Consider the following 22,559-nt stretch of genomic DNA (forward strand, 5'->3'; position numbering starts at 1 on the left):
ATACAATATAGCCTGTGCTATATCTGTATGTAATGCAGTCACCCTTCACGGATCGAAGGGATCAAAAATCAGGAGGTCTCATGAACGAATTCAAGAGGTGTATGAACGTGTTTACCCACTCTCCCTTTAAAGTACGCCTGATGCTGTTGAACATGCTGTGCGATATGTTTAACAACAACCCCCCGCATCAGGACGACAAACCTTCCCACTAAGCGGCGTTGCGGTACGCCGCTTCATTTTTCCGTCACAAACTCTCTGTACACTGGCTTTCAGCCGCCCTATTCCCGATCTTTTTTACGGATTTGCAATCCCCTTCGCAAAACATCTGCTTAGCAACTGTTGCTATTATTTAGCGCTCGCACTATCTTCTTGCAGCCCTGCACAATTTGCGGCTCGCTGAAGCGGACCCTCATTCCCTCTCCACGCACTGTCAGGCAGGTTATGACCCTTGACGCCAGGGTGAGCACATGGCGTTTTTATCCATGATAGTGACCTATGAATTTAACCCTGATAGACACCGTTGTTACCCGTAGCCGGGCCTTAAGCCCGTGGACGGGATTTTACTTTTTGCAGTCATTACTGATTAACTTTGCGCTTGGCTATCCCTTTAGCCTGCTCTATGCCGTGGCCTTTACCTGCATATTGCATGTGCTGTGGCGAACGGCTCCGCGCGCGCAAAAAACGTTAGTCGGAATCTGTTCTCTGGTCGCTGCACTCTATTTCCCGTTTGGTCAGGCTTACGGCTCGCCGAACTTTAATACCCTGCTGGCGCTGCACTCGACCAATATGGAAGAGTCGACAGAGATCCTGACGATCTTCCCCTGGTACAGCTACGTGGTCGGCCTCTTTATCTTTGCCCTTGGCGTGATAGCGGTTCGCCGTAAAGCGGAAGAGAAAAAAACGTGGGGAAAAATTGAGCACCTGTGCCTGGCGTTCAGCGTGGTGGCATTCTTTGTCGCACCAGTACAAAACCTGGCCTGGGGTGGGGTTTTCAAGCTGAAGGATACCGGCTATCCGGTGTTCCGTTTTGTGAAAGACGTCGTCGTTAATAATAAAGAGGTGCTCGACGAACAGGCACGTATGGCTGAGCTTTCAAATATGAAAGACACCTGGAACGTGCTGGCCGTGAAGCCCAAATATCACACCTATGTGGTGGTGATTGGTGAAAGTGCACGTCGCGACGCCATGGGAGCCTTTGGCGGACACTGGGACAACACGCCGTTCGCCAGTTCGGTCAAAGGCACCCTGTTTACCGATTATGTTGCGGCCAGCGGCTCAACGCAGAAATCTCTCGGCCTGACGCTGAACCGGGTGGTCGATGACAAACCCCAGTTTCAGGATAACTTTGTTACCCTGGCGAACCGCGCAGGTTTCCAGACCTGGTGGTTCTCTAATCAGGGGCAAATTGGCGAATACGATACGGCCATTGCCAGTATCGCCAGACGCGCCGACGAAGTGCAGTTCCTGAAGAACGGTGATTTTGAAGCGGACAAGAATACGAAAGATGAAGCGTTGCTGAAAATGACGGCGCAGGTCTTTGCCTCTCCGCGTACCCAGCCGCAGCTGATTGTTCTGCACCTGATGGGGTCTCACCCGCAGGCCTGCGATCGGACCGGCGGTAAATACGCAGAGTTTGTGCAGTCCAAGGAGACCTCATGCTATCTCTACACCATGACGCAAACCGACGACCTGCTGAGCAAACTGTACGATCAGTTACGCAATACGGGTGACAGTTTCTCGATGGTCTACTTCTCGGATCACGGGCTGGCGTTTAAAGAGCGCGGAAAAGAGGTGCAGTATCTGGCGCACGACGACAAGTTCCAGCAGAACTTCCAGGTACCGTTTATGGTTGTGTCGAGTGATGATAAAACGCATCGCATTATTAAAGCGCGGCGTTCGGCCAATGATTTCCTGACCTTCTTCTCGCAGTGGACGGGGATTTCGGCACAGCAGATAAAAAATGCGTACCCGTTTGTCTCTAACAAGAAGGCTCCCCCAGTTTACATTACCAACTTCAAGTTACAGAAAGTTGACTATAACCATCTGGGAACCGATATCTTCGATATTAAGAGTAAATAATACGGGCAATCTGCTACCCTCTCCTGCAAGGCGAGGGATTAACGTAAAAAAAAATCCGCCACATTGGGCGGATTTTTTACTGGCTCACCGAAGTGATTAGAAGCGGTAACCTACGCCCGCGATCCAGGTGCCAACGTCAACGTTGCGGATACGGCTCTGCTCATAAGAGAAGTCCAGAGCGACGTCCTGGATTGGGTTGAACTGCAGACCCGCGCCATAGGAGAAGCCGTAGTCGCTGTTGCTTGCAGTGCGGTTCAGACCCTGGTTTTCGGTCTGCTGGAATTTACCGTAGCCAACACCTACAACACCGTAGATGCTTGCCCAGTCGTTCAGACGGTAAGCTGGACCAGCGGTGATGCCGTAGTACTGGCCTTTGTTGTATGCGCCGTTTTCAGAACGATCTTTCTCGGTGTAGGTGAAAGAACCGATCACGCCCAGTGGGTTGTTATCCTGCTCGTAACGATACTTCAGGTTGAAACCGTTAGCTTTGTTCATCACGCCCTGCATATCGCTCTGAGCGTAACCACCAGTTACAGTAGAAGTAGCAGCTACAGCGGTACCTGCGGAAACAGCCAGTACAGCGGCCAGTGCTGAAAGACATGCAATTTTTTTCATAACCACCTCAAATGTGCTTCAAGTAAGTCCGTAAGTTTTAAATATATCAAAAAAATTTGCGAAACTCTTTGTGATTCGTGATGTCTAACTGAACCTTTCCTGTAACAGAACGTTTCCAGCGTCAGCTATCTCATTCAAATCACATACAATTTTCGCTATAAAACGCTCATACTGCGCGCCTGCGCCGTTACATTCATCCAGATTATTCCTAATCTGACAGGCGATAAATCCACCAGCGCTTAACCATTTTACGGAATTTACACGTTTTTTTTTCAACGGTCTCTCAACCGTTGCAGCTTATTTCCTTTACACTGCAACCTTTACTTCATTTGACATAAGTTGACAGGAGAAAGGATGCCTGGGTTATCCCGCTCGTCGTCGGTCTGGTTGCCGGTTGTCGTCATACTCATCGCCATGTTGTCCATTCAAAGCGGTGCCTCGCTGGCCAAATCCCTCTTTCCGCTGGTCGGTGCGCCTGGGGTCACGGCCCTGCGTATTGCCCTCGGAACCGCGATCCTGGTGGTGATTTTCAAACCCTGGCGTTTACGCTTTAAAAAAGAACAACGCTTACCGCTGCTTTTTTACGGGCTGTCCCTGGGAGCGATGAACTACATGTTCTATCTCTCCATCCAGACAATTCCGTTGGGGATTGCCGTGGCACTGGAGTTTACTGGCCCGCTGGCGGTAGCGCTTTTCTCGTCCCGTCGTCCCGTTGACTTTATCTGGGTAATTCTAGCCGTTCTTGGCCTGTGGTTCCTGCTGCCGCTGGGCCAGAGCGTCTCAGAGATCGATCTTACGGGCGCGGCGCTGGCTTTGGGGGCGGGTGCCTGCTGGGCTATCTATATATTGACCGGACAGCGCGCCGGGGAAGAGCATGGCCCGGCGACGGTGGCAATCGGTTCATTGATTGCCGCTATCATCTTTGTGCCGGTGGGTATGGCTCAGGCCACCGAGTCCATCTGGCAATGGTCAGTCATGCCCATCGGGCTGGCGGTCGCCATTCTTTCCACAGCACTCCCCTACTCTTTAGAGATGATAGCCCTTACGCGCCTGCCGACGCGCATTTTCGGCACGCTGATGAGCATGGAGCCCGCGCTCGCCGCCCTGTCAGGGATGGTTTTCCTCGGGGAAACCCTGACCTTCACCCAGACGCTGGCCCTGTGTTCGATTATCGCCGCCTCAATGGGCTCAACGCTGACGATGCGCCCGGAACCTAAAGTTGAGAAAATTGACCTCAATTAGCGCTCTATATTCTGCGTGGCTTTATAGCCATGCAGAATAAAGGCCAGTTTCCCGTTTAAAATATTTTTTTACATACTTTGCACTCTTCGTGAAATATTTCCCCGCTGTCGATAACGTTTTCCTGAATTAGGATTGATCTGCATCAATTTTAAATAATCCCTTTAATTTCATACCATTGAAAACACAACGTCCTTCTCGCTATTAAACTGATAGGCAGAGCCTCCCCGCAGGGAAAAAATCCGGTGCTATACTTAATCCCGCAATTACCTGGGACACAAACATCAAGAGGATATGAGATTATGAGTACCGCTAAACTGGTGAAAACGAAAGCGTCTAATCTGCTTTATACCCGTAACGATGTATCGGATAGCGACAAAAAAGCGACCATTGAGTTGCTGAATCGCCAGGTGATCCAGTTCATCGATCTTTCGCTGATCACCAAACAGGCCCACTGGAATATGCGCGGTGCAAACTTTATTGCCGTTCATGAAATGCTGGATGGCTTCCGCACAGCACTGGTTACCCACCTCGATACCATGGCCGAACGTGCCGTACAGTTAGGCGGTGTGGCACTGGGTACCACGCAGGTGATTAACAGCAAGACGCCACTGAAAAGTTATCCGCTGGATATCCATACCGTTCAGGATCACCTGAAAGAGCTGGCAGACCGCTACGCGATAGTGGCTAATGATGTGCGTAAAGCTATCGGCGAAGCGAAAGACGAAGATACAGCCGATATCTTCACCGCCGCTTCCCGCGACCTGGACCAGTTCCTGTGGTTCATTGAGTCCAACATCGAATAATTCATAAGAATTTCCTATACAACCCTCGCCCTCCGGTGAGGGTTTTGCACATCTATGGTGCACGTTTTTGGCCTGAGACGCTGCAAAAGTGAAAAAATTGTAATAATCACCTCACACAACCGTTAACGGAAGATTGTTTTTTCGTCAGAATTTACGCTAAATAACGCTTCGTCTGTTGAGCCAAATGACGCGCACCAAAACGGTGCTCCACTTTGGTGCAATAAAAGTTCATTGCCCCGTTTTCTGTGCAATGCATGACATCATCCCCTTTGTAAAACAACAGCTTGTAAAGTTGGCACGATTTTTTCATTGTGCCACTCGTTCTCGCAGGGGATCGCCCCGTGGATATAAAAGGAAATGCTATGAAGTCTGTATTAAAAGTTTCACTGGCTGCACTTACCCTGGCTTTTGCGGTCTCTTCCCAGGCTGCCGACAAACTGGTTGTGGCGACCGACACGGCGTTCGTTCCGTTTGAATTCAAACAGGGTGATAAGTACGTTGGCTTTGATGTTGATCTGTGGGCTGCTATCGCAAAAGAACTCAAACTGGATTACACCCTGAAGCCAATGGACTTCAGCGGCATCATCCCGGCACTGCAAACGAAAAACGTTGATCTGGCCCTGGCCGGTATCACCATTACTGAAGAACGTAAAAAAGCGATCGACTTCTCTGACGGCTACTACAAAAGCGGCCTGCTGGTGATGGTGAAAGCCGATAATAACGACGTAAAAAGCGTGAAAGACCTCGACGGTAAAGTCGTCGCGGTGAAAGGCGGTACCGGTTCTGTTGATTACGCGAAAGCAAACATCAAAACCAAAGACCTGCGTCAGTTCCCGAACATCGATAACGCCTACATGGAGCTGGGTACCAACCGTGCTGACGCGGTGCTGCACGATACCCCTAACATCCTGTACTTCATCAAAACGGCGGGCAACGGCAAGTTCAAAGCCGTCGGTGATTCTCTGGAAGCTCAGCAGTACGGTATTGCGTTCCCGAAAGGCAGCGACGACCTGCGTACGAAAGTTAACGGCGCGCTGAAAACCCTGAAAGAGAACGGCACCTACAACGAAATCTATAAAAAATGGTTCGGTACCGAGCCTAAATAATAATTCTTAAAAATGACGTTCACTCGGGGGCGACCTTTCGCCCCTGCTATTTTAGAAACACGGTAACAGTAACAGGAAACTATCATGCAGTTTGACTGGAGCGCCATCTGGCCTGCCATTCCTATCTTGCTTGAAGGCGCTAAAATGACCCTGTGGATTTCGGTCCTCGGTCTGGTTGGTGGGTTGATTATCGGTCTTGTCGCCGGTTTCGCCCGCACCTACGGCGGCTGGATTGCAAACCACATCGCACTGGTTTTCATCGAAGTGATCCGCGGCACCCCAATTGTCGTTCAGGTCATGTTCATCTACTTCGCCCTGCCAATGGCTTTCACCGACCTGCGCATTGACCCGTTCAGCGCCGCTGTCGTGACCATTATGATCAACTCAGGTGCCTATATCGCGGAAATTACCCGTGGTGCGGTCCTGTCGATTCATAAAGGTTTCAGTGAAGCGGGTCTGGCGTTAGGCCTTTCTCGTCGCGAAACGATCCGCCACGTCATTCTGCCGTTGGCCCTGCGCCGCATGCTGCCACCGCTCGGGAACCAGTGGATCATCAGTATTAAGGATACGTCGCTGTTCATCGTTATCGGCGTTGCTGAGCTGACCCGTCAGGGCCAGGAGATCATTGCGGGCAACTTCCGTGCGCTGGAAATCTGGAGTGCGGTAGCCGTTGTCTACCTGATCATCACTCTGGTTCTGAGTTTCGTTCTGCGTCGTCTTGAAAGAAGGATGAAAATCCTGTGATTGAATTTAAAAACGTTTCCAAGCACTTTGGCCCAACCCAGGTGCTGCACAATATCGATCTGAACATCAAACAGGGTGAAGTGGTGGTCATTATCGGGCCATCCGGTTCCGGTAAATCGACCCTGCTGCGCTGCATCAACAAGCTGGAAGAGATCACCAGCGGCGATCTGATTGTCGATGGCCTGAAGGTGAATGACCCGAAAGTCGACGACCGTCTGATTCGTCAGGAAGCCGGTATGGTGTTCCAGCAGTTCTACCTGTTCCCGCACCTGACGGCGCTGGAAAACGTAATGTTTGGTCCACTGCGCGTACGTGGCGCCAGCAAAGCGGCGGCGGAAACGCTGGCTAAAGATCTGCTGGCTAAAGTCGGCCTCGCGGAACGTGCTCATCACTACCCATCTGAGTTGTCCGGTGGACAGCAGCAGCGTGTGGCTATCGCCCGCGCACTGGCGGTAAAACCGAAGATGATGCTGTTCGATGAGCCAACCTCGGCGCTTGACCCGGAACTGCGTCACGAAGTGCTGAAAGTCATGCAGGATCTGGCTGAAGAAGGGATGACGATGGTTATCGTGACCCACGAAATCGGCTTTGCTGAGAAAGTGGCTTCCCGCCTGATCTTTATTGATAAGGGCCGTATCGCTGAAGACGGTAACCCACAAGCACTGATCGCCAATCCACCGAGCCAGCGTCTGCAGGAGTTCCTGCAGCACGTCTCCTGATAGCGCTTCAGCTACGCCATTCTGAGCCGGGCATGCCCGGCTTTTTTACGCCAGATTGTTCCCAAAAATCCTCCCGCGCGCCTCGCCCTCTATACTTATCTTTTTGTTCATTATTTTCACCGGAGGATGCCGTGCCGTGGATCTTGCTGTTGCTTAGCCTGTTTTGTGCGCCATCGTTCGCCGTTTCCATCCCCGGCGTCACCACCGGCACGACCGCCACACAGCAAACGACACCGCCCCCAGAGCCGGATGTTGAACAGAAAAAAGCCGCCTACAGTGCCCTTGCCGATGTGCTTGAAAACGATACTTCCCGGCAGGAGTTAATCGGACAGTTGCGAAAAGTCGCCGCCACGCCGCCGCAGGAGCCGGTGCCGACAATTACCCCTCCGCAAGTGGAAGAACAAAAAACGGTGCTGGAAAATGTCACCGACGTGAGCCGTCACTATGGAAGCGAGCTCTCCTCGCGCTTTGCCCAGCTCTATCGCAACCTGATTGGTTCGCCCAATAAACCGTTTAATCCCCATACGTTTACGACAGCCGCCACGCAGTTTTTGATGCTGGCGGGCGCTGTATTTCTGTTTTACTGGCTGGTACGCCTGTGCGCATGGCCGCTCTACCGTAAGATGGGGCAATGGGGGCGCAAGAAGAACCAGCAGAAAAGCAGCTGGTTACACCTGCCGCTGATGATAGCGTCGGCGTTTATCATCGATTTACTGCTGCTGGCGCTGACGCTGTTTATGGGCCAGGTCCTGGCCGACAGGCTTAACGCCGGCAATAAAACCATCGCTTTCCAGCAGGCGCTCTTCCTTAACGCCTTTGCGCTGATTGAGTTCTTTAAGGCGCTGCTGCGTTTGATATTTTGTCCGCACGTACCGGATCTTCGTCCCTTCTCAATTCGGGATGAGAGTGCCAGATACTGGGCGCTGCGCCTCAGCGTGCTCAGTGGATTGATTGGTTACGGTCTGCTGGTTGCCGTGCCGATCATCTCCAACCAGGTCAACGTGCAGTTTGGCGCCCTGGCGAATGTGCTGATTATGATCTGCATTACCGTCTGGGCGTTGTACCTTATCTTCCATAACAAAAAGACCATTACCCAAAGCTTGCTGCATCTGGCCGATCGTTCCCTGTCGTTTTTCAGTCTCTTTATCCGCGCCTTCGCGCTGGTGTGGCACTGGCTGGCGAGCGCCTACTTTATCGTGTTGTGCTTCTTCTCGCTGTTCGACCCGGGTAACAGCCTGAAATTTATGATGGGGGCGACGTTCAAGAGCCTGGCCATCATTGGCATTGCGGCATTTGTCTCTGGCCTGCTGTCGCGCTGGCTATCGAAAACCTTCACCCTCTCGCCACAGGTGCAGCGCAGTTATCCGGAACTGCAAAAAAGGGTCAACGGCTGGATCTCGGTATCACTGAAAGTGGCGCGCATTCTCACCGTCTGCGTGGCGATTATGCTGTTGCTTAACGCATGGGGATTGTTTGACTTCTGGAACTGGCTGCACAACGGCGCGGGCGAAAAGACCGTCGATATTTTAATTCGCATCGCGCTGATCCTCTTCTTCTCTGCGGTTGGCTGGACGTTGCTGGCGAGCCTTATCGAGAACCGTCTGGTCTCCGACATTCACGGCCGCCCCCTGCCCAGCGCCCGTGCCCGCACCCTGCTGACGCTGTTTCGCAATGCGCTGGCGGTTATTATCAGCACCATTACCATCATGATTGTGCTCTCGGAAATCGGCGTGAACATCGCGCCGCTGCTGGCAGGTGCTGGCGCGCTGGGGCTGGCTATCTCCTTTGGTTCACAAACCCTGGTGAAGGATATAATCACCGGCGTCTTTATCCAGTTTGAGAACGGGATGAACACCGGGGATCTGGTCACGATTGGGCCGTTAACCGGCACGGTAGAGCGCATGTCCATTCGTTCCGTCGGCGTGCGCCAGGACACCGGGGCGTACCACATAATTCCATGGTCATCGATAACCACCTTCGCTAACTTTGTCCGAGGCATTGGCTCGGTTGTGGCCAACTACGACGTTGACCGTCATGAAGATGCAGATAAAGCGAAACAGGCGCTACGGGACGCCGTGGAAGAGATGATGGCGATGGAGGATATTCGCGGGCTGGTGATTGGAGAGCCGTCGTTTGCCGGTATTGTCGGCCTGACGAACACGGCATTTACCCTGCGCGTGTCGTTCACCACGCAGCCACTGAAGCAGTGGACGGTGCGCTTTGCGCTCGACAGTATGGTGAAAAAACACTTTGACCTGGCCGCGGTGCGGATGCCGGTGCAGACCTATCAGGTATTACCCTCACCGGCGTCCCCCACACCGCCACAGGAGCCCACCTTATAGCGTGGGGACCGGGTAACGGCGTCGCCTTACCCGGCCTGCCTGTGGGTTATTTACTGCGCTTGTTAGCGTCCATAAATGACCAGGCGATAAAGCGGCTCTGCTTCTGGCCTTGCGCCATCTCTTTTTTCACCACGTTAACGGCACCCACATCGGTCAGTGCACGGTAGAGGGGTGGCAGGTTATCCCCACGGGATACCAGCGTCGTGAACCATTTAACCTGACGGCCAAATACTTTACTTTCCTCAATCATTCGCAGGATGAATGCCACTTCTCCCCCCTCGCACCACAGTTCCTGTTGCTGCCCCCCAAAGTTCAGCGCGGCATCTTCCGCCTGACCGAGATTGCGGCGTTTGCGCTCACTGCCCGCACGGGCGGTGGCCGCGGAGTCATGGAACGGTGGGTTACACAGGGTGGCATCGTAGCTTTCGTTCTTGTGGATAATCCCGTTGAAGATCGATGCGGCATCTTTCTGCCGACGCAAGCGGACAGACCGGCTTAACCCAGGGTTGGCGTTGATAATCGCCTGTGCGCTGGAAAACGCCTCATTACCGATTTCACTGCCGGTAAAGCGCCAGTGATATTCATAAACGCCAATCAACGGATAAATCAGGTTCGCCCCGGTACCGATATCAAGCACGGATGCTTGCTCAGGGATGACACCGTTGCGATCGTCAGCGAGAAGATCGGCAAGATGGTGGAGATAATCGGCCCGCCCCGGCACGGGTGGGCAGAGAAAGCCTTCCGGAATATCCCAGTGCGCCACACCGTAATAGTGTGCCAGCAGGGCTTTATTGAGCATTTTAACCGCCTGCGGATCGGCAAAGTTGACCGAAGGTTCACCGGCAGGTGTCTGCACAATGTAGTCCTGCAGCGAAGGACAGCTCTGACACAACGCATTCATGTCATAGCGGTTACGATGGCGATTTCGTGGGTGCAATCCCGGCTTTTGGGAAGTCATGGCTTTCTCCTTTAAACAGCGGCGTAAGATACCCTTTGCAGGCTCAACGGTAAATATTTCTCTGCGACGCTCAAAAACCCGTCATAAATCAAACACCTTTATGTCTATGATCTGTCAGTAAAACGTCAATTTTATCGTTCAAAAAATAAGCAGATCATCATCAAATTTTTGCGCTAAATCACACTCGCCAGGCTTCTAAACTTAAAGGGAATCACCTGTTGTTTCCTCATGAGGATGTGATTATGAAAAAATACCTGACCCTTGTTGTTCTCGCGGGTGCACTGGCTACCGCGTCATTCTCTGCCATGGCGGTACAGTCATTGACCGACAATACAGATACCAGCCAGCTTAAGCCTGCGGGCACCGTCTCGGTAAGCCGTGCAAGTAACCTTGACGATCTCCAGAATAAACTCGCCGAAAAAGCCCGCCAGGAAGGGGCTAAAGGTTTCGTGGTTAACGCCGCGGGCGGGGATAACCATATGTATGGCACGGCGACCATTTATAAATAAGGTCTCTTTCTATAAACAAACTGCATCTGCCTGACAGATGCAGTTCCTCTCTGCCTTGACTGCACGTTTTTTCACCCCATAGTAAAAACAGGGCTTAACAGATCCCAGGAGTAAACCATGGCTTCAGGTTGGGCGAATGATGACGCCGTTAACGAACAAATCAACAGTACAATTGAAGATGCGGTAGCGCGCGCTCGCGGTGAAATTCCGCGCGGTGAAAGTCTCTATGAATGTGAAGAGTGTGGAGAAGTGATCCCAGAAGCGCGGCGCAAAGCCATACCGGGCGTACGGTTATGCATCGCCTGTCAGCAGGAGAAAGATTCGAAAAATAGCGCGCACTCAGGATATAATCGCAGAGGATCGAAAGACAGCCAGCTACGTTGACTTTCCTTTACCGAAGTTAACGGCGCAAGCGGTTACCTTTACGCTCACGGTTTTTTGCGAACCGCGTAGCAAAATGTGCCCTTCTCGTCGCGTCTGTAAAGCGCAGCTACAAGAAGTGTAAAGTCGTCCTCTGAATTTATTAATATTCAATAAGTTATTTGTCATTCAATTTTTTTGAGCAACCACGTCAATTCTCTTCGATTTTCTCTCGCATAAAAAAACGTGATACTTATCACATCGACGGAACATCGTCCCCTTAACAGAATCACCTGCGAGAGATTAATTATGAAAACCATCAAATATGCTGTTGCTGCTGTTGCCCTGTCCGCTCTGTCTTTCGGCGCTTTTGCTGCAGAACCTGTGTCTCCATCTCAGGCGCAGAGCATGAACAAACTCGGTGTGGTAAGTGCTGAAGGCGCGACCACTCTGGACGGTCTGGAAGCGAAACTGGCTGAGAAAGCTGCTGCTGCCGGTGCAAGCGGATACACCATCACCTCCGCGAACACCAATAACAAACTGAGCGGTACTGCGGTTATCTATAAGTAATTGACTGAATGCTCCACCCTCGCCATACCCTCTGGTGAGCTGCTCCAACCCTCATTGACCCTGTTGTTGTTACCCTTGCTTGCCCGTCCGCCACTGGACGGGCTTTTTTTTGGGCTTAAAACGTCTTCCCGACGCGTTCCATCCCTGCCTCCACGGATTCAACTTCACCGGTCGCCAGCAGGCAACAGGCCATCTGCAATTTGATCGCGTGCGGTACCGGAACCTTTCCGGCCAGGCACTGCTCAATCCAGTGGGCGGTGGTATGCGGATCTTTTGCGTCAGGCAGGATCGCGTCGGAACGCTCTTCCCCTCGCTCGAGAATGGCGCGCGTGCCAGCGAAATCAATCAGCATCATCTGTGGGCAGCGCTGCGGGTTAGCATACACCTCGCCTTCCGTGCCGTGCATCAACAAGGCCCTGCCGCCTATGTCTTCAAAGAATTTCCCCACGCGCGTCACGTACTCCGGGTGAGAGACGCTGGAAAGACGCAGCGCCGCGTCTTCGCCAAACGGCGTAGCCAGTTTCGCCAGCGTATGCGCGCTGTTACGCACGCCCATGCGCCAGCGCATATCAAGCTGCTTCTCCAGCGGGGGGCAGAGTGCTCCGACAGGGATATAAACCGGCTGATGGCCATCAAGCTTCGCCTGTGCCTGGCCGGCATGCCGTGTGGGTTCGATACCCAGCATGCCGAAAATCGTTTCGGTCAGCACGCGGGTTGGATCTTCGCTTACGCCATGCACCACCACCGGGAAGCCCAGCTTGTGCAATAAAATAGCGAGCAGCGGCGTCAGGTTGGCCTGCTTGCGTGCCCCGTTGTAGCTCGGGATCACAATCGGCATCGGTTTTGCCACTGGCGCGTTTAAGCGCAGGGTCTGCGCCTGCATTGCTTCGTAGAAGCCACGCATCTCCGCTTCGCCTTCTCCTTTGATACGCAGCGCTATCAGGATACCGCCCATTTCAAGGTCGGGTACGTCACCGTTGAGCATATGCGTATAGAGCGCACGAGCGGTTTCATGGTCCAGATCGCGGGCATGATTTTTCCCTCGTCCTACCTCTTTGATAATTTTGCGATAATCCACGACATCTCTCCTGACAGCTTCATCTTGTTAACAATATAGCCCTGAAGAACGTCTGGCCGTTAGTGTTTTTGAACCGGATCATCCTTCTGTTTTTATGATGAAAAAAGAAACTCAAGCACTATTTCAATTATTTGTGATTGCCGTTGAAGATTCTTACCCCACCCGTTTCTGATTAAATAACCAACGGAAAATCATTTAAGGTCAACGGTGAAAACGTCCAGGCAACGTTCTCACCAGAAACATACCAGGATTTGTTATGAACAAGGTTGCTATAGGTTTATTTATCGCCGCAACGGCAGGATGTTCTGCATCCGCATTTGCGGCAACAAACGGTGAAGGTCAGATTAACTTCACCGGTGAAATTATTGATTCTGCTTGTCAGGTAGTGAACGGGTTAAGTAATCCATTAAATGTTCAGTTAGGCAAAGTGTCTAAAACGGTATTTACCGGGGCTGGATCTACCAGCACATTAACCAAGTTTGATATTCAATTAAAGAATTGCCCGGAGACCGTGACATCTGCCGCCATTAACTTCGGCGGCACGCCGGATCCGGATAACAACACTACGCTTGCATTAACGCCGGATGTAGATGCTGCAACAGGTGTCGCTATTCAACTGGTGGACGCATCTGAGCAACCGGTGAGTCTGTATACGCCCTCTCAGCAATATCCGTTAGCCTCCGGTACGGCGGTCAATAACCTGGAATTTGGAGCCCGTTATATTCAGACCCAGGCTGCAATCACCGCAGGCCTGGCAAACGCCGTGTCGACCTTCACCGTTATTTATAACTGATATTATCCATCCTGAGATATTAGCTCTGTTCTGAGAGTTAATATCTCTTCTTTTATTGAGATACCTTTATGCGCCACGGTTATTTACTGAGTGCTCTTTTACTGGTAGCCGCCACTTCCCATGCCGGTGTCGTTATTAATGGCACACGCCTGGTCTATCAGGGCGACAAAAAGGAGTCGTCTCTGGGTCTTTCAAACCCAGATGCCACGGATTATCTGGTACAGTCCTGGGTTGATTCTGGCGGTAAAAACCCGGCTAAAGCCCCCTTCCTGATCACCCCACCGCTGTTTCGTCTCGATGCAAAAGAGGATAATGTCCTGCGTGTCGTGCGCACCGGCGGAAATTTGCCCGAGGATCGTGAGTCTCTCTACTGGCTTAATATCAAAGCTATTCCCTCGTCAAAGCACGTCGAAGGGGTAAATACCCTGCAGATTGCCATTAATACACGCATTAAATTGTTGTATCGCCCGTCAGCAATAACTGGCAAACCCGAGGCTGTGGCGGACAAGCTTCAGTGGCATCGTGAAGGTCACGACCTGGTTGTGAATAACCCGACGCCTTTCTATATGAATTTCCAGACGGTGATGTTTAACGGCCATAAAGTGGATAAAGCCACCTGGGCAGTCCCCAAAACGGAAACGCACTTTGCCTTACCCGATAATGCCAGCGGGTCGACCGTCACTTACTCCATTATTACTGATTACGGCAGCATCAGTCAGACCTGGTCGGCATCCGTTCATTAACACCCACTCAGGCTATTAATATCATCATGTACAGCCATAAAAAGCCGTTCATCCATCGCCTTTCTTCAATGCTGGTCATTTTATGTGGCCTGGCACTGGCGATCTTTGCGCAGCAGGTTATGGCTGATGATTATTTCAACCCGGCATTACTGGATATTGATAATCCTCAACAGGGGAAAACCGACCTGTCTGTTTATGAAAAAGGACCGGGACAAGCCCCCGGGAAATATCAGGTCAATATTTTCATCAACAATAATAAAATTGATACCCGTGATGTCACGTTCAAATTAATAAAAGACGCTCAGGGCAATCATTCTCTTCAACCCTGCTTTAGCCTGGATGAGCTAAAAAACCTTGGGATCAAAACCCGGCAGTATCCCGCGCTGATGGCTAAAGGCCAGTGCGCCGATATAAACGCCATTCCCGCGGCATTCGCAACGTTTCAGGTTCGTCATCAGCAACTGTTGCTCAGTATTCCACAAACGGCACTGGGCCAGGTCCCACGCGGGTATATCGACCCGAAAACGTTCGACGAAGGGATCACCGCAGGTCTGCTGAACTACAGCGCCACCGCCAGCCAGAGCCATGCCCGTGTACAGGGAGAGCAGGATAACAGCAGCCAGTACGTTAACCTGCGCCCGGGCCTCAATGTGGGCGCCTGGCGCATACGCAATTATTCCACGTGGAATCGCAGCACAACGGGCAACGACGAAGAGCACAGGTTCTCCTCCGTCTACACCTATGCTCAACGCGATATCGTGGCGATGAAAAGCGATATGACCGTCGGGCAAAGCACCTCCCCGTCGGACGTTTTCGACAGCGTGCCCTATACCGGGGTTGAGCTGAAATCCGATACCGACATGCTCCCGGACAGTGAAAAAGGCTATGCGCCGATTATTCGCGGCACTGCCCACAGCAATGCGCTGGTGATGGTTCGTCAGAACGGTTACGTCATTTATCAGAACACGGTCGCACCCGGTGCGTTTGAAATTAACGATCTCTATCCCACCGGCAGCAGCGGCGATCTGCAGGTCACCGTGAAAGAGACCGACGGCAGCGAAAGTCACTTTGTCGTGCCTTACGCCTCGGTCCCGGTCCTGCAGCGTGAAAAGAATTTCCGCTACAGCGTGACCGCCGGGCGTTACCGGTCTTACGACAAGGACGTCGAACAAACCCCGTTTGCCGAGGGCAGCGCCATCTACGGCATGCCATTGGGTTTCACCGCCTACGGTGGTGCGCAGCAGAGTCGCCATTATCAGTCCCGGGCGCTGGGCGTCGGGAAAAACCTGGGCGATTTGGGTGCTTTCTCCCTTGATGTCACCCGCGCCAAAGCGCTGCTGAAAAAGCAGCAGGCCAGCAAAGGCCGCTCTTGGCGCGTTCGCTACAGCAAAGATTTTGTCGCCTCGGGCACTCACTTCTCCCTGGCGGGCTATCGCTACAACAGCAAAGGGTTTTACACCCTGGAAGACACGATGGAGTCTTACACCCGTTCAGACAACGGGTCTGCGCCGCAGCAGCGACGTGCCCGAACGGAAGCCACCGTCGACCAGACGCTGCCCGCGGGCTGGGGCTCTGTCACCCTGAGCCTGGTCAAAGAGACCTACTGGAGCCAGAGCCAGGATATGACCTCCATGAGCGTCAGCTACAACAACAGCTGGCACGGCGTCAGCTACAGCCTGAGCTACAGCATGAACAAAAACACCCAGGACAGCGATACGAACGGTGAGGATGTGATGAACGACAACCAGTTCTCGTTAAACGTCTCCGTTCCACTGGATCGCTGGATGCATAACACCTGGTCCACCTACAACCTCAACAACACCAAATACGGTACGACGCAGAACATCGGCCTTAACGGTACCGCGCTGAAGGGAGACAACCTGAACTGGAATATTCAGGAGGGGCTGAGCAGCACCGGTAGCGGAAACTCCACCAGCATGAACGCCGATTATAAAGCGACCTATGGCGAAGTGAGCGGCGGGGTAAGCCAGGATAAATATCAGCAAACCGTAAACGTCGGGCTGCAGGGTGGCGCGATCGTGCACGCCAACGGGATAACCCTGAGCCAGCCGCTCGGAGAGACCATTGCGCTGGTGAAAGCACCGGGAACACACGGTACGCATATCGCCAATCAGACGGGCGTTGAGACCGACTTCCGCGGCTATACCGTCGTGCCGTTTGTTACCCCTTATCGCCACAATACCATTGCGCTGGATACCGAAACCCTGCCCGACGAGGCCGACGTGACGCACGCAGCGTACGTTGTTACCCCGACACGCGGGGCCGTGGTGCGCGCCAGCTTTAATACCCGCGTGGGCAGCCGGGTCCTGATGACGCTGACGCACAACGGTAAACCGCTGCCCTTCGGTGCGACGGTAACAACGGAGGATAAGGACAGCGAATTTATTGTCGCCAATGACGGCCAGACCTATCTCTCCGGCCTGCCAAAGCAAGGGCATCTCGCCGTCACCTGGGGACAGGATGCGAGCGAGCACTGCGAGGCCGACTACGTCCTTACGGATGAGACAGAGAAAACCAACATCCTTAACGCTGCTGCGCAGTGCCACTGATTCACCGTTCAGGCAAACCATTATGCAAATGATTAAACAGTGCTTTTTCTTCCTGGTCCTGGGAACCGCCGCGTTATTTATGCCACATGCTAACGCGCTCTGTACCTCATCCGACCTACCAAAACAGATTAATGTGGCCTCCGTATCCGTCTCGAGCACGTTGCCGGTAGGTGCCACCATTCCGGGTACCGAGCAGACCGTTCACGTGGCGGGCAACTGCTATAACCCTTCTGACTTCGGGCTTCCGATTGTTGCGTGCTATTACGGCGCAGGTCTGGAGATCCCCGGTCTTTCTGGGGTGTATGAATCAGGGCTGGAAGGAATTGGCGTAGCGCTGATGAATGACAAAGGCCAGCGAATTACCGGCGCCGGGGGAATTTACTGTAACTCAAGCGGCACGCCGCTGGGCTATGTCTCCAACGACATTTCTGAGTCCTTTAACTTTAATGTCACGCTGGAACTGGTGAAAACGAGCAATACGGTCAAATCAGGTTCGCTTTCTCAGGCGGAGTCTAAATTTGGCGTCGGGGTTTATCAGCATGAAGGCATCAGCGATCCCAATACGATTTCCTATGCGGGCAATGTGAACCTCGAAACGGTTACCTGCTCTGTCCTGCCCAAAAATCTCACCGTGAACCTGGGCGATTTTCCCGTCAGTGATTTTATCAGTATTGGGTTGCTATCCAGCCCTGCACAAAACTTTGACGTCACGATTAATTGCGACAGCACCGTCCAGCCTGAGCTAAAGGTGACCAGCGCAAACGGCTACGAAACGGCATTCGAAGGGGTGATCAAATTGACTCAGCAGAACGGCATGGCAACCGGCGTGGGCGTGAGAATGCTCTTTGATGACCATCTCGCCACCTTTGACACCTATGTCAGCACCCGAAGCCAGGCCATCGCCAACGAAACCCTGCGAATACCGTTCGAGGTTCGTTACGAACAGGTCAGCAACGTGGTGACACCGGGGCCGGCCAATACCGTGGCGACGATCACTCTGGCTTATAAGTGACCAACATGAAAAAGACACTTGCGATCCTGATTCTCGGCTTGATTGTCCGGGCACAGGCGGACGATATTCAGATCCAGATGACAGGCAATATTTACGCCAACACCTGCATTATTGACAGCGCCAGCCGCAACCTGACGGTGGATTTAGGCCAGGCGGTAACAGGGGATTTTAAAAATGTGGGCGATACCGGCGCGTGGAAAGACTTTACGCTCTCGGTCTCACATTGCCCTCCCACACTTGCGCTGGCGACCGCCTTTTTCTATGGTCAGGCCGACAGTACGCACCCGACAAAATTCGCCAATATCGGCAGTGCGAAAGGGTTGGCTCTGGAACTGGCAGACCGCCAGGACAATATACTCATTGCCCCGCAGGCAGCCTTTAACGTTCCGGTTAACTCAGTGGACCACACGGCAACGTTTCCTCTGGCTGCCCGCTATTATGCCAGCGCATTGCCCGTCACCGCCGGAACGTTTAACAGCGTGGTCCAGGTGACCTTTACTTACCAGTAGGCCCGCGCCCCTTCGTACGGATGCTTTTACGCCGCCCGGCGGCAGGTTTTGCCGGACGTTTTTTAACGTCGGGCACGTCCGGCTGTTCAATCGGAAAAACAGGCAGAGCGTTGAGTAACCGCTGGCCGTAGTTTTTGGTGAGCAGACGTTTGTCATAAATCACCACCTCTCCCCAGCAGCTGTGGCTACGGATGAGACGCCCCACCTGCTGAATCAGATTAAACGATGCCGCGGGTAAGCTTTGGACCTCGAACGGATAGCGATTGAGGCTTTTGAGCCATTCACCTTCGGTGATGACGACCGGGCTGTCGATGGGCGGGAAGGCGATTTTATGGATATGCACCTGCGTCAGGTAATCCCCCTTCAGATCCAGCCCCTCCGCGAATGACTGCAGCCCGATCAGTACGCTACGTTCCCCGTTATCAATGCGTTTGCGGTGCAGCTCTACCAGCCGGTAGCGGGGCTGATCGCCCTGCACCAGCAACAGCAATCGCAGGTTGGTAACGTGCTCCAGAAAACGCTGCATCGCCCTTCCACTGGCAAACAGGACCAGCATGCCGGGATATTTTTCACTCTCCAGCTGCTCGCGGAAATACGCTGCCATTTCGGCAATGTGCTGTTCTTCGTTGTCGATAAGCGGCTCATACTTCATGCGCGGAATGACCAGCTTGCCCTGTTCACAGTGGTTAAACGGCGAATCCAGCGCCACAAAACGGTCGCCGGCTTTCTCTTTCAGCCCGCTCATCTCCTGTAAACGGGAGAAACTGTTCAGGGAACGCAACGTCGCGGAAGTCACTACCACGTGCGGCACGCTGCGCCAGATAAGCTTTTCCAGCTGATCGGCAACACGAATCCCCACGCAGTGGAAAAACAGGTGCGCCTGTCCGTCTTTCACGTCACGGGTTGCCCATTTGGTGACCGGCGCTCCGGACGCCTGCGCCATCGAGGCCAGACGCCAGAGCTTGCTCTGGGCTTCGAACATGCCCAACGCACGGTTCATCTGCAGCAGAATGCGGTGCAAACGCACCACGTCGTGGGTACCGGTTTTCTCACTGAGATCGTTTAAGAACATCTCCGCCAGCCCGCGCAGCTTTTCAAGGTGCTTCGCCAGCTGCTGGCAGATCTCCATCACCTCGTCGGGCAGCTCTCCCATCGCAAAGCGATGCTCTGCTTCCTGGGTCGCCGGGAGATAAAGATTGAGGATGTTATTCAGGGAAGCAATAAGGCTGTAGACCGCTTCGCAATGTTCGCTCAGCCGCTCGGGCACCGCCAGCGGCGGCGTGGTTTTCGGGCGGAACTGCTCCATGCAGGTCGCCACCAGCTTGCAGAACAGATCCAGCTGCAGGCGGAACCACGGCGCGGTGATTTCGGCGCTCATCTCCAGCGCATCCCGCGCCACATCCGGCAAATGGTGGCCTTCATCGAGCACCAGCAGCAGGTTTTTGGGCTCCGGCAGGACGGCCTCACTCTCCAGCGCGGCCATGACCAGCGCGTGGTTAGCGACAACCACCTCCGCTTCCTGAATCTCCCGCCGTGCGACAAAGAACGGGCACTCGCGGTAGTAGTGGCAGTTGCGGTTAAGGCAACTGGCTTTATCGGTGCTGAGCCTGCGCCACAAATCATCGCTGATGGCATGGCTGGTGTGATCGCGAAGGCCGTCCCACTTGTAGCTGTCGAGCTCGGTTTTTAGCTTCGCGCACTGCTCCTGTTCCGCTTTGTTGTTCGGCGTCAGTTCATCATCCAGGAAGGCCAGCAGATCCTGCTGAGAGGGCTCACTGCTGGCGAGAGCCGCGAGATTGCGCGGACACACATAACGCCCACGGCCAAAGGCGGCTGTAAATCGCAGTTCAGGGATGATTTTGCGCAGCAGCGGCAGGTCTTTGCTGAAGATTTGATCCTGCAGGGCCACGTTAGCGGTGCTGACCACCAGCGTTTTTTGCTCTTCCCGCGCAATGGCAATGCCCGGGATTAAATACGAAAGGGTTTTCCCGACACCCGTCGGGGCTTCAATCGCCAGATGTCGTCCGTCGTCCCCGGAGAGCGTTTTTGCCACATCAGCAATCATCTGCCGCTGAGGCGCTCGGGGGATAAAATCGGGGATCTGCTGTTGTAGCGCCTTATACCAGGCGCCAATTTGCGCTTTGAGCGCCGCGGTTAAAGCCATCGGAGGACCTGAAATACTGTATAAACAGCCACTATTGTGGCACTTTCTTTCCGCTGCCGCAAAAGAAAAGCCCGGCTTTACGACCGGGCTTCCAGATTACTGCGGGTTAGCAGGTTTACGCGGGCGGCGTCGGCGCTGCCCTTCCCCTGCCGGTTTCCCCTCGCCGCTACGCCATGGGCTTTCACCGCCTGGCTTAGCCTCTGTATTACGACGCGGAGGTTTGCCCGCGGCTTTCGGTGCACCGCCTTCAGAACGACGCGGCTGCTGACTGCGCCCCCCGCCACCCTGACCACGACCACCGCCGCCGCCCTGACGGCCATTCTGAATAGGCTCCGCCTTGATGGACGGGTCCACGTCATAGCCCGGGGTTTCGATGCGCGGGATCTCTTTTCTCAGCAGACGTTCGATATCACGCAGCAGTTTGTGTTCATCCACACACACCAGCGAAAGCGCTTCACCGGTTGCCGCCGCACGACCGGTACGACCGATACGGTGAACATAGTCTTCCGGTACGTTTGGCAGCTCGTAGTTTACGACGTGCGGCAGCTCTTCAATATCCAGACCACGGGCAGCAATGTCGGTGGCAACCAGGACGCGAATGTCACCGGATTTAAATTCAGCCAGCGCGCGGGTACGTGCCCCCTGGCTTTTGTTGCCGTGGATCGCCGCGCTGCGGATACCGTCTTTATTCAGCTGTTCCGCCAGATGGTTAGCGCCGTGCTTGGTACGGGTAAAGACCAGCACCTGCTGCCAGTTGCCCTGACCAATCATATGGGAGAGCAGTTCCCGCTTACGCTTTTTATCAACGAAGTGCACGTGCTGGGTAATTTGCTCAGAGGCGGTGTTACGGCGCGCCACTTCCACTTCCAGCGGGTTATGCAGCAGTTTTTCCGCCAGCGCCTTGATCTCATCAGAGAAGGTGGCAGAGAACAGCAGGTTCTGACGACGCGGCGGCAGCTTAGCCAGCACGCGACGAATGTCGTGGATAAAGCCCATATCCAGCATGCGGTCAGCTTCGTCCAGCACCAGGATTTCGATGCTATCAAGCTTCAGGGCATTCTGGTGCTCAAGATCCAACAGACGACCCGGCGTTGCCACCAGCACGTCCACGCCACCGCGCAGCTTCATCATCTGCGGGTTAATGCTTACTCCACCGAAAACCACCAGCGAGCGAATGTTGAGATAGCGGCTGTACTCACGCACGTTCTCACCAATCTGGGCCGCCAGCTCACGCGTTGGGGTGAGGATCAGGGCACGCACCGGACGACGTCCTTTGGCGTGCGGCTGATTTTTTACCAGCAACTCTAACAGCGGCAGGGTAAAACCCGCGGTCTTACCGGTACCGGTCTGGGCGCTGGCCATCAGGTCGCGGCCCTGCAGAACGGCCGGAATAGCCTGCTGCTGGATTGGGGTTGGCTCGACGTAGCCCTGCTCTGCGATAGCGCGCAAAATTTCAGGGTTCAGGCCAAGGGAATCAAAAGACATAAAAACTCCGAACCGCCCCGACCATCACAGGTGTAGTTTTCAGGGAGATATAACGAATAGGGAAGGACAAAAACCACAATGTCGTGAAGCAGCGGAGTGTAGCAGGTTTTGTGACGTGGCGCATAAAATATCCCGCGGCGCTGCGTTGACGAAAGATT

The 22,559-nt window shown here is 53.6% G+C and carries 21 protein-coding genes; 16 read left to right on the plus strand and 5 right to left on the minus strand.

The window, feature by feature from the left end; genetic code table 11:
• The first annotated feature begins 80 nt into the window (after positions 1–80).
• Positions 81–212, plus strand: coding sequence for a manganase accumulation protein MntS (gene mntS / locus F8561_RS13440; protein WP_044858958.1), 132 nt, complete (start codon positions 81–83; stop codon positions 210–212).
• A 283-nt stretch (positions 213–495) separates the two neighbouring features.
• Entirely contained in the window at positions 496–2,079 is a 1,584-nt protein-coding gene (locus F8561_RS13445) for a phosphoethanolamine transferase (RefSeq protein ID WP_025204621.1), read from the plus strand.
• 96 nt (positions 2,080–2,175) lie between these two features.
• On the opposite strand, the gene ompX is transcribed toward F8561_RS13445, so the two are convergent.
• A complete protein-coding gene (gene ompX, locus F8561_RS13450; protein ID WP_020884910.1) occupies positions 2,176–2,694 on the minus strand; it encodes an outer membrane protein OmpX in 519 nt (172 codons plus the stop codon).
• A gap of 354 nt (positions 2,695–3,048) precedes the next feature.
• Between ompX and rhtA the strand changes: the two genes are divergently transcribed.
• The 6 genes from rhtA to ybiO all read left to right on the plus strand — a co-directional run bounded on the left by rhtA (position 3,049) and on the right by ybiO (position 9,650).
• On the plus strand, positions 3,049–3,936 hold the full coding sequence (gene rhtA / locus F8561_RS13455) for a threonine/homoserine exporter RhtA (protein WP_086463042.1): 888 nt from the start codon (positions 3,049–3,051) through the stop codon (positions 3,934–3,936).
• Positions 3,937–4,235: 299 nt separating this feature from the next.
• Positions 4,236–4,739 (plus strand): DNA starvation/stationary phase protection protein Dps, encoded by a 504-nt coding sequence (gene dps / locus F8561_RS13460; protein WP_010428924.1) that lies wholly within the window; start codon positions 4,236–4,238, stop codon positions 4,737–4,739.
• A gap of 362 nt (positions 4,740–5,101) precedes the next feature.
• A complete protein-coding gene (glnH, locus tag F8561_RS13470; protein WP_014883108.1) occupies positions 5,102–5,845 on the plus strand; it encodes a glutamine ABC transporter substrate-binding protein GlnH in 744 nt (247 codons plus the stop codon).
• An 84-nt stretch (positions 5,846–5,929) separates the two neighbouring features.
• Positions 5,930–6,589: a glutamine ABC transporter permease GlnP gene (glnP, locus tag F8561_RS13475; protein WP_014169254.1), complete on the plus strand. Its 660-nt coding sequence runs from the start codon at positions 5,930–5,932 to the stop codon at positions 6,587–6,589.
• Complete coding sequence (gene glnQ, locus F8561_RS13480) at positions 6,586–7,308, plus strand: glutamine ABC transporter ATP-binding protein GlnQ (protein ID WP_014169252.1); 723 nt, start codon at positions 6,586–6,588, stop codon at positions 7,306–7,308. The genes glnP and glnQ overlap by 4 nt, the downstream gene beginning before the upstream one ends.
• A gap of 131 nt (positions 7,309–7,439) precedes the next feature.
• Positions 7,440–9,650, plus strand: a complete 2,211-nt coding sequence (gene ybiO, locus F8561_RS13485; RefSeq protein ID WP_151887580.1) for a mechanosensitive channel protein — start codon at positions 7,440–7,442, stop codon at positions 9,648–9,650.
• 46 nt (positions 9,651–9,696) lie between these two features.
• Here ybiO and rlmF read toward each other — a convergent pair whose 3' ends face one another.
• Positions 9,697–10,608, minus strand: coding sequence for a 23S rRNA (adenine(1618)-N(6))-methyltransferase RlmF (gene rlmF, locus F8561_RS13490; protein ID WP_192938265.1), 912 nt, complete (start codon positions 10,606–10,608; stop codon positions 9,697–9,699).
• A gap of 242 nt (positions 10,609–10,850) precedes the next feature.
• Here rlmF and mcbA point away from each other — a divergent pair, with 242 nt between their 5' ends.
• The 3 genes from mcbA (at position 10,851) to ybiJ (ending at position 12,047) form a co-directional block, all read left to right on the plus strand.
• On the plus strand, positions 10,851–11,117 hold the full coding sequence (mcbA, locus tag F8561_RS13495; RefSeq protein ID WP_032677729.1) for a DUF1471 family periplasmic protein McbA: 267 nt from the start codon (positions 10,851–10,853) through the stop codon (positions 11,115–11,117).
• A 117-nt stretch (positions 11,118–11,234) separates the two neighbouring features.
• Positions 11,235–11,501 carry a DksA/TraR family C4-type zinc finger protein gene (locus F8561_RS13500; RefSeq protein ID WP_014169247.1) on the plus strand — a complete coding sequence of 89 codons (267 nt, stop codon included), beginning with the start codon at positions 11,235–11,237 and terminating at the stop codon, positions 11,499–11,501.
• A 285-nt stretch (positions 11,502–11,786) separates the two neighbouring features.
• Positions 11,787–12,047 carry a DUF1471 family protein YbiJ gene (ybiJ, locus tag F8561_RS13505; RefSeq protein ID WP_020884917.1) on the plus strand — a complete coding sequence of 87 codons (261 nt, stop codon included), beginning with the start codon at positions 11,787–11,789 and terminating at the stop codon, positions 12,045–12,047.
• Between the two features lie 115 nt (positions 12,048–12,162).
• Here ybiJ and ybiB read toward each other — a convergent pair whose 3' ends face one another.
• Entirely contained in the window at positions 12,163–13,125 is a 963-nt protein-coding gene (gene ybiB, locus F8561_RS13510; protein ID WP_014169245.1) for a DNA-binding protein YbiB, read from the minus strand.
• Positions 13,126–13,381: 256 nt separating this feature from the next.
• On the opposite strand from ybiB, the gene F8561_RS13515 reads away from it, so the two are divergent.
• The 5 genes from F8561_RS13515 to F8561_RS13535 all read left to right on the plus strand — a co-directional run bounded on the left by F8561_RS13515 (position 13,382) and on the right by F8561_RS13535 (position 18,752).
• The gene (locus F8561_RS13515; RefSeq protein ID WP_014169244.1) at positions 13,382–13,918 is read left to right on the plus strand and encodes a fimbrial protein; all 537 of its coding nucleotides are present in this window, start codon (positions 13,382–13,384) and stop codon (positions 13,916–13,918) included.
• 68 nt (positions 13,919–13,986) lie between these two features.
• Positions 13,987–14,661: a molecular chaperone gene (locus F8561_RS13520; protein WP_068795083.1), complete on the plus strand. Its 675-nt coding sequence runs from the start codon at positions 13,987–13,989 to the stop codon at positions 14,659–14,661.
• Positions 14,662–14,687: 26 nt separating this feature from the next.
• Positions 14,688–17,231 (plus strand): fimbria/pilus outer membrane usher protein, encoded by a 2,544-nt coding sequence (locus F8561_RS13525; protein WP_151887582.1) that lies wholly within the window; start codon positions 14,688–14,690, stop codon positions 17,229–17,231.
• A gap of 22 nt (positions 17,232–17,253) precedes the next feature.
• A complete protein-coding gene (locus F8561_RS13530) occupies positions 17,254–18,243 on the plus strand; it encodes a fimbrial protein (RefSeq protein WP_020884921.1) in 990 nt (329 codons plus the stop codon).
• 5 nt (positions 18,244–18,248) lie between these two features.
• The gene (locus tag F8561_RS13535) at positions 18,249–18,752 is read left to right on the plus strand and encodes a fimbrial protein (RefSeq protein ID WP_047366379.1); all 504 of its coding nucleotides are present in this window, start codon (positions 18,249–18,251) and stop codon (positions 18,750–18,752) included.
• On the opposite strand, the gene dinG is transcribed toward F8561_RS13535, so the two are convergent.
• The gene (dinG, locus tag F8561_RS13540) at positions 18,739–20,916 is read right to left on the minus strand and encodes an ATP-dependent DNA helicase DinG (RefSeq protein WP_151887583.1); all 2,178 of its coding nucleotides are present in this window, start codon (positions 20,914–20,916) and stop codon (positions 18,739–18,741) included. The genes F8561_RS13535 and dinG overlap by 14 nt on opposite strands.
• 96 nt (positions 20,917–21,012) lie before the next feature.
• Complete coding sequence (gene rhlE / locus F8561_RS13545) at positions 21,013–22,401, minus strand: ATP-dependent RNA helicase RhlE (protein WP_020884924.1); 1,389 nt, start codon at positions 22,399–22,401, stop codon at positions 21,013–21,015.
• Between the last annotated feature and the right edge of the window lie 158 nt (positions 22,402–22,559).

Origin of the sequence: Enterobacter sp. 198 (assembly GCF_009025585.1) — a bacterium.
In the GTDB taxonomy this organism is placed as follows: Bacteria; Pseudomonadota; Gammaproteobacteria; order Enterobacterales; family Enterobacteriaceae; genus Enterobacter; species Enterobacter ludwigii.

Coding starts and splice junctions, on each gene's coding strand:
- mntS (WP_044858958.1), top strand. CDS start 81: ATGAACGAATTCAAGAGGTGTATGAACGTGTTTACCCACTCTCCCTTT.
- F8561_RS13445 (WP_025204621.1), top strand. CDS start 496: ATGAATTTAACCCTGATAGACACCGTTGTTACCCGTAGCCGGGCCTTA.
- ompX (WP_020884910.1), bottom strand. CDS start 2,694: ATGAAAAAAATTGCATGTCTTTCAGCACTGGCCGCTGTACTGGCTGTT.
- rhtA (WP_086463042.1), top strand. CDS start 3,049: ATGCCTGGGTTATCCCGCTCGTCGTCGGTCTGGTTGCCGGTTGTCGTC.
- dps (WP_010428924.1), top strand. CDS start 4,236: ATGAGTACCGCTAAACTGGTGAAAACGAAAGCGTCTAATCTGCTTTAT.
- glnH (WP_014883108.1), top strand. CDS start 5,102: ATGAAGTCTGTATTAAAAGTTTCACTGGCTGCACTTACCCTGGCTTTT.
- glnP (WP_014169254.1), top strand. CDS start 5,930: ATGCAGTTTGACTGGAGCGCCATCTGGCCTGCCATTCCTATCTTGCTT.
- rlmF (WP_192938265.1), bottom strand. CDS start 10,608: ATGACTTCCCAAAAGCCGGGATTGCACCCACGAAATCGCCATCGTAAC.
- mcbA (WP_032677729.1), top strand. CDS start 10,851: ATGAAAAAATACCTGACCCTTGTTGTTCTCGCGGGTGCACTGGCTACC.
- F8561_RS13500 (WP_014169247.1), top strand. CDS start 11,235: ATGGCTTCAGGTTGGGCGAATGATGACGCCGTTAACGAACAAATCAAC.
- ybiJ (WP_020884917.1), top strand. CDS start 11,787: ATGAAAACCATCAAATATGCTGTTGCTGCTGTTGCCCTGTCCGCTCTG.
- F8561_RS13515 (WP_014169244.1), top strand. CDS start 13,382: ATGAACAAGGTTGCTATAGGTTTATTTATCGCCGCAACGGCAGGATGT.
- F8561_RS13520 (WP_068795083.1), top strand. CDS start 13,987: ATGCGCCACGGTTATTTACTGAGTGCTCTTTTACTGGTAGCCGCCACT.
- F8561_RS13525 (WP_151887582.1), top strand. CDS start 14,688: ATGTACAGCCATAAAAAGCCGTTCATCCATCGCCTTTCTTCAATGCTG.
- F8561_RS13530 (WP_020884921.1), top strand. CDS start 17,254: ATGCAAATGATTAAACAGTGCTTTTTCTTCCTGGTCCTGGGAACCGCC.
- F8561_RS13535 (WP_047366379.1), top strand. CDS start 18,249: ATGAAAAAGACACTTGCGATCCTGATTCTCGGCTTGATTGTCCGGGCA.
- dinG (WP_151887583.1), bottom strand. CDS start 20,916: ATGGCTTTAACCGCGGCGCTCAAAGCGCAAATTGGCGCCTGGTATAAG.
- rhlE (WP_020884924.1), bottom strand. CDS start 22,401: ATGTCTTTTGATTCCCTTGGCCTGAACCCTGAAATTTTGCGCGCTATC.